The following is a 16,092-nucleotide window of genomic DNA, read 5'->3' as shown; positions in this document are numbered from 1 at the left end:
TCGTCGTATTTCACGGCATGCTCTGAACGAACTTCAGATTCAAAAGGGTGACTAGCAAGTTTATGTTTCTAGTGTGGTTTTCGAATTTGAAATACGCTCTGGGTGTGCTGCCAAAGTGAGGCGTATTTCAAATTCACCACACTAGCCGAGACCCTGCGCGGCTGAGATTGCCGGCGCCCGCTACAGGCCCTGCAACAGGTCCTGCAGCATGTGGGTGATCAGGTCGATCCGGCCGAGCGCCTCGCGCAGCTCGTCCTGGTCGCGGTGGCTCAGCGCGTCGAGCCGCACCCGGTTGGTCGGCGGCACGCCGGCCTCCAGGTCGACGATCTGCTGGGTCAGGATCAGTCGCATCAGGAAGCCATGGATGTCGGCGAGCAGGTCCGCATCCGCCTGCGAGCGGCCGGCCTTTTCCGCCGCCTGGCGCAGGCGCTGGGGCGTCGACAGCGAGGCGACGCCGTGGCGCAGGGCGATGGCGCGGGCGCCCGAAACGATGGGCAGCAGCCCGCCGGCCTTGAGGTCGACGCGGCCCGTGTCGTCCTTCTTAATCCGCCCGAACAGGCCGAGCGGCGGGGCGTGGCTGCCGGCCGCATTGCCGAGCGCCCGCAGCATGGAGAGCGAGCCGCGGGCGATCTCGCCGGCGTCCCGCCGCAGCTGCCCCGCCAGTCGGCTGCCGCCGCTGCCCGACACATGCGCGGGCGTGAAATCGTAGAAGATGTCGACGCTGAGCAGCGCCTGCGGCGAGGGGTGGCCGGCCCAGTCGCGCGCCTGATCCAGCCATTCGCCGAGGCGTCGCCGCCAGGGCCGGTTCTTCGCCATCACCCCGCCCTTGCAATAGGGGATGCCCGCGCGGTCGAGGATCTCGTTGATGCGCGCGGCAAAGCGGGTGAACCAGTCGTCGGGGTCGTCGAGATCGCCCGTATAGTCGTCGGCGATCACCAGCGCATTGTCCTGGTCGGGGGCGAGCAGGCTTTCGCCGCGCCCGCCCGAACCCAGCACCAGCAGCGCATAGTCGGCCGGCGCCGGGCCACGGCCGGCGGCCACCAGCTCCGCCTCGGCCAGTTCCGCCGCGCGCGCCGTCATCGCCCGCGCTTCCGCCGCGATGATCGCCGCCACCTGCCGTGCGTCCTGGCCGTCGGCCAGCAGCCCGGCGGCGAGCGAGGGCAGGGCGGCCTGCACCCTTGCAAGATCGCGCGGGCGGGCGGCGGTGGCGATCTCGTCGCCGACGGTCAGCGTTGCCAGCGCGCGCTTGCGCAGCAGCGTGCGCAGAGTGAAGACGCCGGCCAGCCGTCCGGCGCCGTCGGTGACGCCGATATAGCGCAGGTTGCGCCGGGCCATCAGGCCGAGGGCGCGATAGAGGAACGTGTCGTCGGGCGCGCTGATCACCGGCGCGCTCATCACCTTTCCGACCGCAACCTCGCTGGCGCCAGGTCCCTCTCGGGCCAGCGCATGCAGCACGTCGCGTTCGGTGACGATACCGGGCTCCCCGTCCTCGTGCGCGGGATCGACGATCAGGCAGCCGATGCCGCGGTCGGCCATCAGCTGCGCGGCCTCGTGCAGACTCGCCTCCGGCGCGATGCAGATCGGCGGGCTGTTCATCACGTCGGCCAGTCGGTGGCGGTAGAGGAAGCTGTCGATGGCGCGCTGGCTGCCCGAGCGCATCACCGCGCGGGAGAAGTCCGGCCGCTCGGAGGGGCGCTCGAACCAGCCGGCCTCCTCCTGCCGGGCGATCAGGCCGGCGGGCTTGCGCGACAGGTTCTCCGCCTCCGCGAGCGTGCGCACGTCCTTGGCGAGCAGCCTGGGGATCAGCGCGGAATAGATCCGCGCGGTCGCGACTGCATCGCCGAAGGCGGTGTGCCGCCCTTCCACCGGGATGCCGTAGCCGAGCGCCAGACTGTCGAGCGAGGTGTCGATCATCGCCCGGTCGAGGCCCGCGACCAGCAGCGCCACGTCGAGCGAGCGCGGCTCGCGCCAGGCGATGCCGTGCCGGTCGGCCTCGTGGCGCAGCACGGCGAGGTCGAAATGGATCGAATGGCCGACGACGACGGAATCGCCGATGAATTCCAGCAGCCGCGGGCCGACTTGCGAGAAGTCCGGCTTGCCGGCGACGTCCTCGTCGCCGAGCCCGTGGATGCGGCGGGCGACCTCCGGGATCGCAAGGCCGGGGGCGACGAGTTCCTGGAAGCTGAGTTCGGGATGGACCTCCACCCCTTCCATGCGCACCGCGCCGATCTGCACGATGCGGTCCTTGCGGATGTCGAGACCGGTGGTCTCGGTGTCGAGCACGACCACATCGAGCGCGATCAGGGGCGTCGCGCCGGCGCGTTGTCCGTTGCCTTGGCGCGACGCCGGGCTCACGACACCGCCACCATCCTGTCGGAAAGCTGGCGGGCGAAGGCGACGAGGTCGATGCGCTTGCGCAAGGTGGCCTGGTAGTCGATGAAGCGGAAGGCGACGTTGTTGACCACCATCATCTTGTCGGCCTCGCGCACGGCGCTGTCGATGGGGGCGTGGTCGAGCAGGCGCAGGGCGGTGGCGATGGAGATCGCGTCCGGCTTGAGCGGCGGCTTGTCCATGTAGACCTCCAGCCGGCGGTCGAACTCCTCGATCACGTCGTCCCAGCCGCGCTCGGCGCGGTGCTCGGGCATCTCTTCGGCGGCCAGCACCGTGCGGTAGAGCTCGGCAAGGCCGGCGGCGCGCAGCTTCGGATCGGCGGGAAGATGCGGGCGCACCTCCGCCTCGATCATCAGGATCAGGTCCTGCGCCGCGACCGCGAATCCCTCCCATTTGCAGATCTTCAGCGCCATGCCGAATCCCTCGTCCTGGAAGAGACGGGGCCCGGCGAGCAGCGAGCGGGCGCGCAGGTACGAGTAGCTCGCCCCTTGCGCGAGAAAAGCCGCGCCGGCGCGGATCGCCTCGACCGCCGAGTCCCAGTCGGAGCGCTGCCGTCGGGGCAGGATGGATCCAATCAAATCAAGCACTTGGTGCTACTCCCTGGTGGCCGGCCGGTTGGTCCCGGCTTTCGTGATTAGTCTTTCGGATAACTTTCCTTTTCTACATTGAAGAGAATAACCTGACGGCGCAAGTGCCCCTGCATTGCAATATATCGCATGCTGCTAGTGCGAAAAGGTCGGGGAGGACCCTATTAGACTTTGTGATTATTGCGGGCGGGGAAGACCGGGCTGGCCGAGGTCGTTCAGCCGACGGTGCATTCAGTGGGAGGATTTGTTTTGACCGAGAAACTGCCACCGGAAGTGGCGGAGGCGCACTGGTCCAAGACGCGCAACCTGATGTGGGTTTCGCTGGCCATCTGGGCGTTCTTCGGCTTCTTCATCCACTTCTTCGTGACGGCGTTGAACGACGTCGTGATCCTTGGCTTCCCGCTCGGCTTCTACATGGCCGCGCAGGGGTCGCTCATCGTCTTCGTCATCCAGATCTTCTGGTTCGCTTCGCGCCAGAATGCGATCGACGAGGAATTCGGCGTCGCCGAAGACTGAGGGGGATCCAATGGCACTTTCCATGAAGGGTGATTTCACCGACAACCTCGGGAAGATCTACGGGATCTACGTCGGCGGCTTTGCCGCTTTCGTCGTCCTGATGGCGATCTTCTCCATGATCGGCGTGCCCGACAGGTTCATCCTGTGGTGCTACATGGCCGCCACGATCGGCATCTACGCGTTCATCGGCATCATGTCGCGAACGGCGCAGGTGGCGGAATACTACGTCGCCGGACGCTCGGTGCCTGCCATCTACAACGGCATGGCGACGGGCGCGGACTGGATGTCCGGCGCGTCCTTCGTCGGCATGGCCGGCACGCTCTTCGTGCTGGGTTATGACGGCCTCGCCTTCGTGCTGGGCTGGACCGGCGGCTACGTGCTGGTGGCCGTGCTTCTGGCACCCTACCTGCGCAAGTTCGGCGCCTACACGGTGCCCGACTTCCTGGGCACCCGCTACGGCGGCAACATGGCCCGGCTCGTCGGTATCGTCGTGCTGTTCTGCTGCTCGTTCACCTACATCACGGCGCAGGTCTACGCCTCGGGCATCATCGCCTCGCAGTTCCTCGGCATCGACTTCCGCTATGCGGTGTTCGCCGGTCTTGCGGGCATTCTCGTCTGCTCGATGCTGGGCGGCATGAAGGCGGTGACCTGGACGCAGGTGGCTCAGTACATCGTGCTGATCGTCGCCTACCTGCTTCCGGCGATCTGGATGTCCACCGTGCAGTTCGGCATTCCGGTGCCGCAGCTGACCTACGGCGGCGCCCTGTCGCAGATCGCGGAGTACGAGCGGCTCCTGGAGGTCACGCGGACGCACGTCGCGCCGTTCCAGACCTACAGCGCCCAGGACTACTTCTTCCTGATCTTCTGCCTGATGGTGGGTACGGCCTCGCTGCCGCACATCCTCATGCGCTTCTTCACGACCCCGACGGTTCGTGAGGCGCGCAAGTCGGTGGGCTGGTCGCTGCTCTTCATCTTCCTGCTGTACTTCACGGCTCCCGCCTATGCGGCCTTCTCGAAGTTCAACCTGATGGGTCTCTTCGTGGGTGCCGGTGCGGAGGCGAACTACCAGCTCGCCTTCTCCGCCATTCCGCAGTGGATGATCCAGTGGGGCTCTATCGCCGGTCACCAGCTGGTGACGATCTGCGGCGTGAAGGCGGAAACCGTCGCGGCGATCCAGGCGGCCTGCGAGGCCAAGGGGTTCGCAACGGGCTTCCCGTATACCGAGCTGAAGCTGAACAACGACATGATCGTGCTTTCGACCCCGTCGATCGCCGGCATGCCGATCTGGGTTGTCGGTCTCGTCGGTGCCGGCGGTTTCGCCGCGGCGCTCTCGACCGCCGACGGCCTGCTGCTGGCCATCGCCAACGCCCTGTCGCACGACGTCTACTACAAGATGATCGACCCGAATGCGGACGCCAAGCGCCGCCTGTTGGTCGCCAAGATCCTGCTTGTGGTGGTCGCGCTTGCGGCGGCCTTCCTGGCGCGCACCAAACCGTCCGACATTCTGTCGATGGTGGCGTGGGCGTTCTCGATCGCGGCTGCCGGCCTCTTCGCCCCGCTCGTCATGGGCGTGTGGTGGAAGCGGACGACGACGCTCGGCGGCGTGCTCGGCATGGCGTCCGGCTTCTGCGTCACGATGTACTACCTGATCGGCAACGTGTACGGCTTCGACTTCGTCAAGGGCACGGGCGACGAGATCTCGTGGTTCGGCGTGGCGTCGATCTCTGCCGGCGTCTTCGGTGTCCCGGTCGCGTTCGTCGTCACCTATGTGGTGTCGCTGATCACGCCGGAGCCCAGTCAGGAGATGCAGGACTTCGTGGATCGTCTGCGCCTGCCCAAGGGCGGCACGATGATGGTTCAAGGCCACTGACAAAGCGGCTATAGAACAAGGCGCAGGGCCCACGGGCCCTGCGCTTTTTTATCCTCGAAGGGACGGACATTCATGCCAGCTTCCGCGTTCGGCGGCGTTCTTCTGCTCATCGCCACCTACCTGCTCGCCCTCGTCACCTTCATGGTCGCCGGCGCTCCTGCCGAAGTGGCGATCTTCCTGGGCGGAACCTATGCGTTGACCGGGCTTGCCGCCTTCCTGTTCTCGCGCGGGGTGCTGGAGTTCTTCGTCGGCTCGGACCGCGATCTCACCTTCTTCGTGGTGCTGAGGAAGCTGACCGATCCGCTGCTGGCGCTCACGGCGCCGATCACGCCGGGCTTCCTGATGCCCTTCGCGGCGTGCCTCTACTCGGCCTTCCTGTTCTTCCTGCTGAAGCTGTTCCTGTTCGGCGACGCCTTCCTCGGCGTGCCGCCGCTGTTCATCCTCATCTACCTGGTGGTGATGTCGGCGGCCTGAGCGTTGCGGGCCGGCAGGCTCTCCGTGCTCGGGCAGGGGATGTCGAAGGCATCGACGAAGCGGCTGATCGCGGCGCAGATCGCCGGATCCTGGTCGTCGGGGCAGGGCACCTGATAGACGTAGCGGCGGATGCCGATATAGATGATCCCGCCGTGCAGGTTCCAGATGTCCTCCATCTCCGGCTTGCGGGGGCCGGGGGCGGCGTGGCGGAACTCCTCCATCAACGGACGCAACAGCAGCCCGCTGACATGTTCCAGGTAACGCCGGTTCAGCTCCGCGCCGGCAAGGCCGGAGAACATGAAGATGCGCATCCATTCGTAGCTGAAGATCGCCTGCGTGTATTCGCGGTAGAAGGTCAGCGCCCGGTCGTGGATCGAGCGGCTGCGGTCGGCGATCAGCGCCGGCCAGTCCGGCGAGATCCGGTCGAGATAGACGCTGCGATAGACCGCCTCCAGCAGGTCGGTCTTGGTGCTGAAATAATTGAAGATCAGCGACTGCGTGACACCGAGCCGCTTCGACAGCTCGCGCGTGTTTCCTTCCAGCCCCACTTCGGAAAAGTAGGCCGTCGCGCCGGCCAGGATCATCGCCCGTCGCTCTTCGGGGGACAGGCGCTTGCGATCGCCTGCGGAAGGGGAAGCTTTTGTCATCGTGCTGCGCTCTTCGGGGCAGAATTTCTGGGCTGACCTCTTGTTGAGGGCGGAAACCGCTCCGTCAAGTTTTCTCTTGCAATTTCTCCGGCCGCAATAGATCATTTGATCAATAAGAGTGTGCCGCCGATCCGGGACAACCTTTCCGGGGGGAAAGGGCCGGGTCGCCATGGCGGCGCGGGGGAGGAAATCGAGATGAAAGCCGCAGCGGCCGGGTACATCCGGGCGAACGATCTTGCGCACGCCATTTCCCTGCTGGAGCAGTCGCGGGGCGAGGCGCGCATCCTTGCCGGCGGGCAGAGCCTCGTTGCATCGCTCAATCTGCGACTGGCCGGCGAAACGTCCCTTATCGACATCAACGGCGTTGCCGAACTGTCGGGCATCGAGCTCGTCGGCGAGCTCCTGCGCATCGGCGCGCTGACCCGTCACCGGGAGCTCGCCACCTCCGACCTCGTCGCCCGCCATGTGCCGGCGATTGCGCAGGCCGCACCCCTGATCGCCCATGCGGCGATCCGCAATCGCGGCACCATCGGCGGCTCGCTCGCCTATGCGGACCCGGCTGCCGAGCTGCCCGCCTGCATGCTGGCGCTGGATGCTGTGATCGTGCTGCGCGGTCCGGCCGGCGAGCGCCGCGTGCGGGCCGGCGACTTCTTCATCGACCTGTTCACCACGGACCTTGCCGAGGACGAGATGATCGTCGCCGTCGAGGTGCCGGTGGCGGTGGCCGGCGAACGGCAGACCACCATGGAGCTGGCGCGCCGGTCGGGCGACTACGCGCTGGCCGGCATCGTGCTGGTCGACCGTCCGTCCGGTGTCCGCGCGGCCTTCTTCGGCGTCGGACCGACGCCGGTGCTGGCCACCGGCGCGATGTCCGCCATCGACCGCGGCGCCTCGCCGGACGAGGCGGCCGAGCTGCTTGAGGGCGACCTGCAACCGCTCGACGACGTCCATGCCCCGGCTGCCGTCCGTCTCCATCTGGCGCGGGTGCTGCTGCGCCGCGCCCTTGCCGCGACACGTTCCTGAAGGTCCGACATGTCCGATACAGCGCAGAGCTTTCCCACCCGCGTCGACATCTCGCTCAAGGTCAACGGCGAGCCGGTCGACGCCCGTGTCGACGTCTCCCGCCATCTCGTCGACTTCCTCCGCCTCGATCTCGGCCTGACCGGCGCCCATGCGGGCTGCGAGCACGGGGTGTGCGGCGCCTGCACGCTGCAGGTCAACGGCGAGATCGTGCGCGGCTGCCTCATGCTGGCCGCCCAGCTCGACGGCGCCGAAGTGTGGACCGTCGAGGGCCTGACCGAGACCGGCGCGCTTGCCGACCTGCAGGCGGCCTTCGTCGAGCGCAACGCCCTGCAGTGCGGCTTCTGCACGCCGGGCATGCTGTTTGCCGCCGCCGACATCCTGGGGCAGGGCGGGCAGCCCAGCCGCGAGGAGATCCGCGAGCACATTTCCGGCAACTACTGCCGCTGCACCGGTTACGAGGCGGTGGTCGATGCCATCGAGACCGTCGCGGGGTCCCGCGCGCGGGCTGAGGAGGTCTCGGCATGACCATCAATTTCGGCAACCCCGACCGCCCCAACAGCTATATCGGCCGCACGGTTCCCCGCCCCAATGCCCGCCGCCTGGTGGAAGGGCGCGGGCGCTATGTCGACGACATCGTGCTGCCGCGCATGCTGCATGTCGCCTTCGTGCGCAGCCCCCATGCCCATGCGCGCATCCTGTCGGTGGACACGCAGGCCGCCGCCTCCGTGCGCGGCGTGCGCCGCATCTTTACCGGCACCGAGCTTGCCGAGCATTGCACGCCCTGGGTGGCGGTGCTCGCCCATCTCAAGGGGCTGAAGTCGGCGCCCCAGCATGCGCTCGCCATCGACCGGGTCACCTGGACCGGCGAGGCGGTGGTCGCGGTCGTTGCCGACAGCCGCGCGGCGGCCGAGGACGGGGCGGCGCTGGTGGAGGTGGAGTACGAGCCGCTGCCCGTCGTCACCGACATCCGCACGGCGCTCGATGAGGCGACGCCGCTCATTCATCCCGAGCTCGGCGACAACCTCACCTTCCGCCGCCTGCACGAGCAGGGCGAGGTCGACAAGGTCTTCGCCGAGGCGCACACGGTGGTCGAGGCCAGCTTCAAGACCGGCCGCCACACCGGTGTCTGCCTCGAGCCGCGCTCGATCCTTGCCGACTACAATCCGGCCGAAGGCCAGATGACGGTCCACCATTCCACCCAGGCGCCGCACATGATGCAGAGCATCATCGCCCGCCATCTCGACCTGCCCGAGGGCAAGGTCCGGGTGATCTGCGGCGATGTCGGCGGTTCCTACGGCATCAAGGTCCACGTCTATCCCGACGAGATGGCGACGGCGGCGATCGCGAAGGCAATGGGCCGGCCGGTCAAGTTCATCGCCGACCGGGTCGAGAGCTTCGCCACCGACATTCACGCCCGCGACCACGAGATCGACGCGCGCATCGCGGTCGACGGCGAGGGGAAGATCCTTGCCATCGACGTCGACGACTGGACCGGCATCGGCCCCTATTCGGTCTATCCGCGCACCTCGGCCATCGAGGGCAACCAGGTGGTCAACCTGTGCGGCGGCCCCTACGACTTCGCCGCCTACCGCGCCCGCACCACCGTGGTGCTGCAGAACAAGACGCCGACCTGCCAGTACCGGGCCGTCGGCCATCCCATCGCCGCAGCGATCACGGAAGGGCTCGTCGACTTCGCGGCCGAAGCGCTGGGCATGGATCCGGTCGAGATCCGCCGCCGCAACCTGATTGCGGACAACGCCTATCCCTACACCTCGCCGGCCAACATGCGCTTCGAGGGCCTGTCGCATCACGCCTCGCTCGCCAAGCTGCTGGAGCTGATGGATTACGAGGGCCTTCGGGCCGAGCAGGCGGCCCTGCGCGAGAAGGGCATTTATCGCGGCATCGGCATCGCCAGCTTCATCGAGCTGACCAACCCCAGCCCGTTCATGTACGGCATCGGCGGCGCGCGCATCTCGGCGCAGGACGGCTGCACCGTGCGCATGGACCCGGACGGCAGCGTCGTCGCCATGTCCGGCGTCACCGAGCAGGGCCAGGGCACCGAGGCGATGCTGGCGCAGGTGGTTGCCGAGGCGGTCGGCGTGCCGGTCGAGCGGGTCAAGGTGATCACCGGCGACACCCAGACGACGCCCTATGGCGGCGGCACCTGGGCCTCGCGCGGCGCCGGCATCGGCGGCGAGGCGGCGCTTCAGGCCGGCCTTGCGCTGAAGGAGAGCATCCTCACCGTTGCCGCCTCCATGCTGCAGGCCTCGGCCGACGGGCTCGACATCGTCGACGGTGCGGTGACCGACAAAACCACGGGCGAGGCGCGCATGCCGCTGGAGGAGCTCGGTCGCATCGTCTATTTCCGCGGCGACACGCTGCCCAAGGGCCTGCCGCGCGAGCTGGTGCAGACCCGCCACTTCATCACCTCGGACTATCCCTTCGCCTTCACCAACGGCGTGCAGGCGAGCTATCTCGAGGTCGACACGGAGACGGGCTTCGTCAAGCTCCTGAAGCACTGGTGCGTCGAGGATTGCGGCCGGGTGATCAACCCGCGGCTGGTCGACGAGCAGATCCGCGGCGGCATCGTCCAGGGCATCGGCGGGGCGCTCTACGAGGAGTGCCACTACGACGAGGACGGCCAGCTGCTCAACGCCAACATGGCGGACTATCTCGTGCCGATGGCGGCGGAGATGCCGGACATGGTCATCGGCCATGTCGAGACGCCGACGAAGGAGTCCGTGCTCGGCGCCAAGGGCGCGGGCGAGGCCGGCACCGCCGGCGCGCCGGCGGCCGTGATGAACGCCATCAACGACGCCTTGCGCCCGCTGGGGGGGCGGGTGACCGAAATGCCCTTCACGCCGGCCAGGATCCTGGCGGCGCTCGGGGCTGTGTAACGCGCCCTCAAGGGTGCCGGGCTCCGTCCGCTGACGGGGCCGAACTGGGGAGGAAGACCATGAAGTTCAAGCATCTCATCGTGGCTGCCGCGCTCGCGGGAACGGTCTTCGCCGTTCCGGCCAGCGCCCAGCAGACCATCACCGTCAACATCGGCTCCAGCCATCCGGAAGCGAATATCTGGGCCTGGGCGATGAAGAACGGCTTCCAGCCGGAGGTCGACCGCCTGCTCGCCGAAAAGGGCGAGTACAAGGTCAACTGGGTCGAGTCCTACGGCGGCACGCTCTACAAGTTCACCGACACCCGCGAGGCGGTGCGCGACGGCATCGTCGATGTCGGCATGGTCGGCACGGTCTGGGAAGGCGCAACCATGCCGCTCCAGAACGTCACCTACTTCACGCCCTTCGCCACCGGCGACCATGAGCTCTTGATCGAGATATTCGACAAGCTCACCGACGAGCTGCCGGAGCTGCGCGACAGCTGGGCCGAGCAGAACATGGTGCACCTGTCGTCGCTGATCACCGACAGCTACGACATCTACGCCACGTTCGAGGCCAACAGCCTCGCCGACCTGCAGAACCGCAAGCTGAATGCGCCGGGCACCTCGGCCAACTGGCTGCGCGACACCGGCGCCACGCCCGTCGACGGCGCGCTGACCACCTACTACACCAACATCCAGACCGGCGTGACCGAGGGCACGCTGTCGTTTGCCTCGGGCATCCTGCCGACCCGCGTCTACGAGGTCGCGCCGAAGCTCACTCGCGTCGGCATCGGCTCGATGTATTTCGGCGGCATCGCCGTCAACAAGAGCTTCTTCGACGGTCTGCCGGAGGACGTGCAGGCGGCGTTCCGCGCCGCCGGCAAGGAGACCTCCAAGCGTCACGGCGCCTATGTCACGGAGAAGGCGACCACCGCCATCACCGAGATGCAGGCAGCGGGCCTGGAGATCCGCGAGCTTCCCGAGGAGGAGAAGCGCAAGTGGGTGAACAACCTGCCGAACATCGTCGAGCCCTGGCTGGCGACCGGTGGCGAGCCGGCGAAGACCGTTCTGAAGGCCTATTTCGCGGCCCTGCGCGAGCGCGGTGTCGAGCCGCTGCGCGCATGGGACGAGGGCCTGTAATATCCTTGGTGCTGCGATGATCGTCCCGCCCGGCCGCTTGCCGGGCGGGACTTGCTTGCCGGGGGGGCGGGACATTGCATGCGGGAAAAGCCAGCGGGGGAGACGATGGCTGAGGAAATCGACCTGGAGGCCGGCGAGGCGAGCGCGCCGCCGGTAAGCGCCGGGGTGCCGGGCGCAGCCGCGCTGGCCCTTGCCGCCAATGCGCTGGCCGCCATCGGCACCGTGTGGATCTTCGCGATGATGCTGGCCATCGTCGCCGATGTCGTCGGCCGCAACCTGCTCAATGCCCCGATCACCGGCGTCGCCGAGGTCTGCGCCCGCTCGGTCGTGGCCATCGTCTTCCTGCAGGTCGCCTCCGCCATTCTCAGCGGCCGCATGACCCGGGCCGACTTCTTCGTGCGCGGGCTGGAGCGGGCGACGCCGCGGCTGATGGCGCTGGTCGACGCGCTGTTCTCGCTGGTCGGCGCCGCCGTCTTCCTGGCGATCCTCTATTCCGCCTGGCCGGACACGGTCGGCGCCTGGCGCGGCAGCGAGTATTTCGGCGTCCAGGGCGTCTTCACCATTCCCACCCTGCCGTTCCGCGCCATCATCGTCGTCGGCTCGGGCTTTGCCGTTGCCGCCTATATCGCGGTCGCCGCCTCGCATCTCGCCGCCTACCGGAAGGCCCGTCCATGACCGCCCTGACCATCGGCGCCCTGCTGATCGCCGCGCTCATCTTCCTGGTCCTGCTGGGCATGCAGATCGCGGTGGCGCTGTTCGCCGTCGCCTTTGCCGGCGTGTGGATCATCCGCGACAATTTCGAGCTCGCCATGCGGCTCCTGTCGATCACCGCCTATAACGGCATCGCCGACTATCTCTTCGCCACCATCCCGCTCTTCGTGCTGATGGGGCTCCTGGTCAGCGTCTCCAATGTCGGGCGCGACACGTTCGAGGTGGCCGAGAGCCTGCTGCGGCGCATCGCCGGCGGGCTGGGCGTTGCCACCGTTGCCGCCAACACGGTCTTTGCCGCCGTCACCGGCGTCTCCATCGCCTCGGCCGCCGTCTTCACCCGCGTCGCGGTGCCGGAAATGCGCCGCCACGGCTACCGCGCGGGCTTTTCCGCCGGCACCGTCGCCGGCAGCTCCGTCCTCGGCATGCTGATCCCGCCGAGCCTTTTGCTGATCATCTACGGCGTGCTCGCCGAAGTCTCCATCGGCCGCATGTTCGTCGCCGGCGTCATTCCGGGCGTGATGCTGGCCCTCGGCTTCGTCGCGGTGATCATGCTGCTCGCCCGCTTCCGTCCCGCCTTCGTCTTCACCGATCCCTCCGCCGCCGCACGCACCGCCACCCGCGAGCGCGAGATGGGCGGGCGCGAGATCGCGGTCAAGCTGCTGCCGATCCTGATGCTCGTCGTCCTCGTGCTCGGCGGCCTGTACAGCGGCTTCTTCACCCCGACCGAGGCCGGCGGCGTCGGTGCCTTCGGCGCGCTGGTCATCGCGCTTGCCCGCCGCAAGCTCGACCGCCACCGCATCTGGGAGGTCCTGAAGCAGACCGGCACGGTGTCCGTCGGCATCCTGATCCTGCTGATCGCGGCCGGCTTCTACAGCCGCATGCTGTCGGTTGCCGGCATTCCCAACGCCATCGGCGACGTGGTGCGGATGAGCGGCTTCGGCCCTTACGGCTTCCTCGTGCTCTATGTCGTGCTGCTGCTGCTGCTCGGCATGATCCTCGACAGCAGCTCGATCCTGCTGATCATGGTGCCCATCGCCGCGCCTATCGCCCAGTCGATGGGCTTCGATCTCATCCATTTCGGCATCGTCACCGTCATCGCGGTGGAGATCGGCCTGCTGACGCCGCCCTTCGGCATCTCCGTCTTCACGGTGCACAACACGCTGGCCGATCCGAGCGTCGGCGTGGAGCAGATCTTCCTCGGCACCGTGCCGTTCATGTTGGTCATGCTCGGTTCGCTGGCGCTGATCGCGCTGTTTCCCTTCCTGACGCTCGCCCTCGTGTGAGGGCGATAACAGTTATCACCGGGGCGGAATTGACCCGTTCCGGTGGGCATGCGAGCCAGAAGGGGAGATATGCGAGCCGGGGTTTCGCCGGCCTTCAGGAGGGAACGACATGCTGGATCTCAAGGGACGGGTTTCGATCTACCAGCCGGAGCAGGAAGGCCTGATCTTTCCGTACGAGCCCTCGTTCGAGAGCGTCGAGGAAGAGCGCCGCCACCGCAAGGAGCGCCTGGTCGGCGCCTGCCGCGCTTTCGCTCAGCAGGGCTTCGACTACGGTTTCGCCGGCCACCTGACGGTGCGCGACCCGGAGCGTCCGGAGCTCTACTGGACCAACCCGATGGCGATCCACTTCGACAAGGTGAAGATGTCGAACCTGATCCTCGTCGACCATGCAGGCAATGTCATCGAGGGCACCCATGCGGTGAACCGCGCCGGCTTCGTCCTGCATGCCAATGTGCACGAGGCGCATCCCGACATCATCGCCATGTGCCATGCGCACACGGTCTACGGCACCGCCTATGCCGCGCTCGGCCGGCCCATCGAGCCGATCACCCAGGATGCCTGCGCCTTCTTCGAGGACCATGTCATCATCGGCGACGAGGCCGGTGCGGTCGCGGTCGAGAACCATGCCGGGTCCAACGTCGCGACCGCCTTCAAGGGCGTCAAGGCGGCGATCCACCAGAACCACGGCCTGCTGACGGCGAGCCGCCACAGCATCGAGGCGGCGGCCTTCTGGTTCATCGCGCTGGAGCGCTGCTGCCAGCAGCAGCTGGCGATTGCCGCCGCTGGCATCCCGCCGATCTACATCCGCGAGGACCGCGCCCGCTACAGCCGCGAGCATGTCGGCAGCGAATATATCGGCTGGCTGCATTTCCAGACCATCTGGGACCAGCTGGTCCAGGATTGCCCGGACATGTTCGACTGACGATTGTGTCCCCTGCTTACACCGCTTCAGCGGCCGGTGCGTCCCGTGCGCCCGGCCGTCTTTTTTTGTCTCCCGGCTGACGCCGCCCGCCCGCCTTGCTAGTGTGTCCCGCTGCCTGAGGGGGGGCGGCGAGGGGGACATGGACGGGGCATGAAGGACAATCGCTTGCTGGAAATGCGGGTGTTCCGCGCGGTCGTCGAGGCGGGGGGCTTTCGCCATGCCGCCGACATGCTGCGCGTCAGCCAGCCCTTCGTCAGCCAGAGCGTTTCGGGGCTGGAAAAGCGGCTCGGCGTCAAGCTGCTGCACCGCTCGACCAGGGGCCACCGGCTCACCGACGAGGGACAGACCTATTTCGAGGCCTGCGTGCGCGCCATCGACACGGTGGAGGCGGCGGAAGGGGAGGTCTCCTCGGCCACGCGGGCGGCCGCCGGCGAGCTGCGCGTCAGCGCGCCCATCGCCTTCGGCACCGATCAGATCGTGCCGCGCATTCCCGACTTCCTGAAACGGCATCCGGGGCTGACTCTCGCCCTGTCGCTCACCGACCGCTTCGCCAATCTCATCGAGGAAAACATCGACGTTGCCGTGCGCATGGGGCGGCTGGAGGATTCCTCGCTGATGAGCCGCAAGCTCTGCGACCTGCAGCGCGTCGTCGTCGCCGCGCCCGCCTATCTCGCCGCGCACGGGCCCATCGCGCATCCGCGCGACCTTGCCCGCGCCAACTGCCTGATGTGGGAGGGGCGGCGCGGCCATCTCAACCGCTGGCCGTTCCTCGTCGATGGCGCGGTGGAGACCGTGGCGGTGGAGGGCGACTTCCGCAGTGCAAACGGCTTGTCCCTGGTGCAGATCTGCCTTGCCGGCCACGGCGTCATGCGCATGGCCGAGCACCTGGCCAATCCCGCCATCGCGCGCGGCGATCTGGTGCCCTTGCTGAGCGAGTATCAGGTGCGCGACGACACCGCCTTTCACGCGGTCTACCTGCCCGAGCGCCAGCTCCTGCCGCGGGCGCGCCTCTTCATCGACTATCTGGTCGAGACCTTCCGCGTCCCGCCCTGGTCGGTGCCCTGATCCCGTCCCATATCCCGCAAGAGCCCCGCCCGGTTTGCCGCGTTTCCCGCGCGGTGATACACGGAGGGCGCCGGCAGCGGCCGGTTTCCCTCAACGCTTTCTAGCGATGGACGGTGTGCGATGAGCGACAAGGATATCTATTCCGGCCTGACCCAGCTCGGCAGCGCGACCGAGATCCCGGCAAGCCCGAAGGACGCCGTGTTGGAGCGGGTGCCCAATCCGCAGCCGGACGTGCGCTATGCCGTGCGCTTCACCGCGCCGGAATTCACTTCGCTCTGCCCGATGACCGGCCAGCCCGATTTCGCACATCTGGTCATCGACTACCTGCCGTCCGGCTGGCTGGTGGAGAGCAAGTCGCTGAAGCTCTACCTCACCTCGTTCCGCAACCACGGCGCCTTCCACGAGGACTGCACGGTCAGCATCGGCCGGCGGCTCGTCGACCTGCTGGCGCCGGACTGGCTGCGCATCGGCGGCTACTGGTATCCGCGCGGCGGCATTCCCATCGACGTCTTCTACCAGACCGGCCCGGCACCCGCTGATGTGTGGATCCCCGACCAGGGCGTGCCGCCCTATCGCGGCCGGGGCTGA

General features: G+C 67.5%; 15 protein-coding genes. 12 read left to right on the top strand and 3 right to left on the bottom strand.

Annotated elements, in window-relative coordinates; genetic code table 11:
* Window positions 1–180: 180 nt before the first annotated feature.
* Together H7H34_RS13515 and H7H34_RS13510 are read right to left on the bottom strand one after the other, a co-directional pair.
* Window positions 181–2,355 carry a DUF294 nucleotidyltransferase-like domain-containing protein gene (locus H7H34_RS13515; protein ID WP_185925498.1) on the bottom strand — a complete coding sequence of 725 codons (2,175 nt, stop codon included), beginning with the start codon at window positions 2,353–2,355 and terminating at the stop codon, window positions 181–183.
* Window positions 2,352–2,978: an esterase gene (locus H7H34_RS13510; protein WP_185925497.1), complete on the bottom strand. Its 627-nt coding sequence runs from the start codon at window positions 2,976–2,978 to the stop codon at window positions 2,352–2,354. Before H7H34_RS13510 ends, H7H34_RS13515 begins: the two co-directional genes overlap by 4 nt.
* A 249-nt stretch (window positions 2,979–3,227) precedes the next feature.
* Between H7H34_RS13510 and H7H34_RS13505 the strand changes: the two genes are divergently transcribed.
* The 3 genes from H7H34_RS13505 to H7H34_RS13495 all read left to right on the top strand — a co-directional run bounded on the left by H7H34_RS13505 (window position 3,228) and on the right by H7H34_RS13495 (window position 5,838).
* Complete coding sequence (locus H7H34_RS13505) at window positions 3,228–3,494, top strand: DUF4212 domain-containing protein (RefSeq protein ID WP_245165075.1); 267 nt, start codon at window positions 3,228–3,230, stop codon at window positions 3,492–3,494.
* A 10-nt stretch (window positions 3,495–3,504) separates the two neighbouring features.
* Window positions 3,505–5,364 carry a sodium:solute symporter family protein gene (locus H7H34_RS13500; RefSeq protein ID WP_120267468.1) on the top strand — a complete coding sequence of 620 codons (1,860 nt, stop codon included), beginning with the start codon at window positions 3,505–3,507 and terminating at the stop codon, window positions 5,362–5,364.
* 72 nt (window positions 5,365–5,436) lie between these two features.
* Window positions 5,437–5,838 (top strand): hypothetical protein, encoded by a 402-nt coding sequence (locus H7H34_RS13495; RefSeq protein WP_185925496.1) that lies wholly within the window; start codon window positions 5,437–5,439, stop codon window positions 5,836–5,838.
* Here the strand turns inward: H7H34_RS13495 and H7H34_RS13490 are convergent.
* Window positions 5,811–6,485 (bottom strand): TetR/AcrR family transcriptional regulator, encoded by a 675-nt coding sequence (locus tag H7H34_RS13490; RefSeq protein WP_185925495.1) that lies wholly within the window; start codon window positions 6,483–6,485, stop codon window positions 5,811–5,813. The genes H7H34_RS13495 and H7H34_RS13490 overlap by 28 nt on opposite strands.
* Window positions 6,486–6,680: 195 nt before the next feature.
* Here H7H34_RS13490 and H7H34_RS13485 point away from each other — a divergent pair, with 195 nt between their 5' ends.
* The 9 genes from H7H34_RS13485 (at window position 6,681) to queF (ending at window position 16,092) form a co-directional block, all read left to right on the top strand.
* On the top strand, window positions 6,681–7,508 hold the full coding sequence (locus H7H34_RS13485) for an FAD binding domain-containing protein (protein WP_185925494.1): 828 nt from the start codon (window positions 6,681–6,683) through the stop codon (window positions 7,506–7,508).
* A 9-nt stretch (window positions 7,509–7,517) separates the two neighbouring features.
* The gene (locus tag H7H34_RS13480) at window positions 7,518–8,033 is read left to right on the top strand and encodes a (2Fe-2S)-binding protein (protein ID WP_185925493.1); all 516 of its coding nucleotides are present in this window, start codon (window positions 7,518–7,520) and stop codon (window positions 8,031–8,033) included.
* Complete coding sequence (locus H7H34_RS13475; protein ID WP_185925492.1) at window positions 8,030–10,405, top strand: xanthine dehydrogenase family protein molybdopterin-binding subunit; 2,376 nt, start codon at window positions 8,030–8,032, stop codon at window positions 10,403–10,405. The genes H7H34_RS13480 and H7H34_RS13475 overlap by 4 nt, the downstream gene beginning before the upstream one ends.
* 59 nt (window positions 10,406–10,464) lie before the next feature.
* On the top strand, window positions 10,465–11,523 hold the full coding sequence (locus H7H34_RS13470; protein WP_185925491.1) for a C4-dicarboxylate TRAP transporter substrate-binding protein: 1,059 nt from the start codon (window positions 10,465–10,467) through the stop codon (window positions 11,521–11,523).
* Window positions 11,524–11,628: 105 nt separating this feature from the next.
* A complete protein-coding gene (locus tag H7H34_RS13465; RefSeq protein WP_185925490.1) occupies window positions 11,629–12,198 on the top strand; it encodes a TRAP transporter small permease subunit in 570 nt (189 codons plus the stop codon).
* Window positions 12,195–13,517 (top strand): TRAP transporter large permease, encoded by a 1,323-nt coding sequence (locus H7H34_RS13460; RefSeq protein WP_185925489.1) that lies wholly within the window; start codon window positions 12,195–12,197, stop codon window positions 13,515–13,517. Before H7H34_RS13465 ends, H7H34_RS13460 begins: the two co-directional genes overlap by 4 nt.
* A 109-nt stretch (window positions 13,518–13,626) precedes the next feature.
* Window positions 13,627–14,439, top strand: coding sequence for a class II aldolase/adducin family protein (locus H7H34_RS13455; RefSeq protein WP_067216321.1), 813 nt, complete (start codon window positions 13,627–13,629; stop codon window positions 14,437–14,439).
* Between the two features lie 150 nt (window positions 14,440–14,589).
* On the top strand, window positions 14,590–15,504 hold the full coding sequence (locus tag H7H34_RS13450) for a LysR family transcriptional regulator (protein ID WP_185925488.1): 915 nt from the start codon (window positions 14,590–14,592) through the stop codon (window positions 15,502–15,504).
* 120 nt (window positions 15,505–15,624) lie between these two features.
* A complete protein-coding gene (gene queF, locus H7H34_RS13445) occupies window positions 15,625–16,092 on the top strand; it encodes a preQ(1) synthase (RefSeq protein WP_120267478.1) in 468 nt (155 codons plus the stop codon).

Source organism: Stappia sp. 28M-7, from assembly GCF_014252955.1.
Taxonomy (GTDB): domain Bacteria; phylum Pseudomonadota; class Alphaproteobacteria; order Rhizobiales; family Stappiaceae; genus Stappia.
The sequence above is the reverse complement of the archived record's forward strand: the minus strand, read 5'-3'. Positions and strand labels throughout refer to the sequence as shown.

Coding starts and splice junctions, on each gene's coding strand:
- H7H34_RS13500 (WP_120267468.1), top strand. CDS start 3,505: ATGGCACTTTCCATGAAGGGTGATTTCACCGACAACCTCGGGAAGATC.
- H7H34_RS13495 (WP_185925496.1), top strand. CDS start 5,437: ATGCCAGCTTCCGCGTTCGGCGGCGTTCTTCTGCTCATCGCCACCTAC.
- H7H34_RS13490 (WP_185925495.1), bottom strand. CDS start 6,485: ATGACAAAAGCTTCCCCTTCCGCAGGCGATCGCAAGCGCCTGTCCCCC.
- H7H34_RS13485 (WP_185925494.1), top strand. CDS start 6,681: ATGAAAGCCGCAGCGGCCGGGTACATCCGGGCGAACGATCTTGCGCAC.
- H7H34_RS13480 (WP_185925493.1), top strand. CDS start 7,518: ATGTCCGATACAGCGCAGAGCTTTCCCACCCGCGTCGACATCTCGCTC.
- H7H34_RS13475 (WP_185925492.1), top strand. CDS start 8,030: ATGACCATCAATTTCGGCAACCCCGACCGCCCCAACAGCTATATCGGC.
- H7H34_RS13470 (WP_185925491.1), top strand. CDS start 10,465: ATGAAGTTCAAGCATCTCATCGTGGCTGCCGCGCTCGCGGGAACGGTC.
- H7H34_RS13465 (WP_185925490.1), top strand. CDS start 11,629: ATGGCTGAGGAAATCGACCTGGAGGCCGGCGAGGCGAGCGCGCCGCCG.
- H7H34_RS13460 (WP_185925489.1), top strand. CDS start 12,195: ATGACCGCCCTGACCATCGGCGCCCTGCTGATCGCCGCGCTCATCTTC.
- H7H34_RS13455 (WP_067216321.1), top strand. CDS start 13,627: ATGCTGGATCTCAAGGGACGGGTTTCGATCTACCAGCCGGAGCAGGAA.
- H7H34_RS13450 (WP_185925488.1), top strand. CDS start 14,590: ATGAAGGACAATCGCTTGCTGGAAATGCGGGTGTTCCGCGCGGTCGTC.
- queF (WP_120267478.1), top strand. CDS start 15,625: ATGAGCGACAAGGATATCTATTCCGGCCTGACCCAGCTCGGCAGCGCG.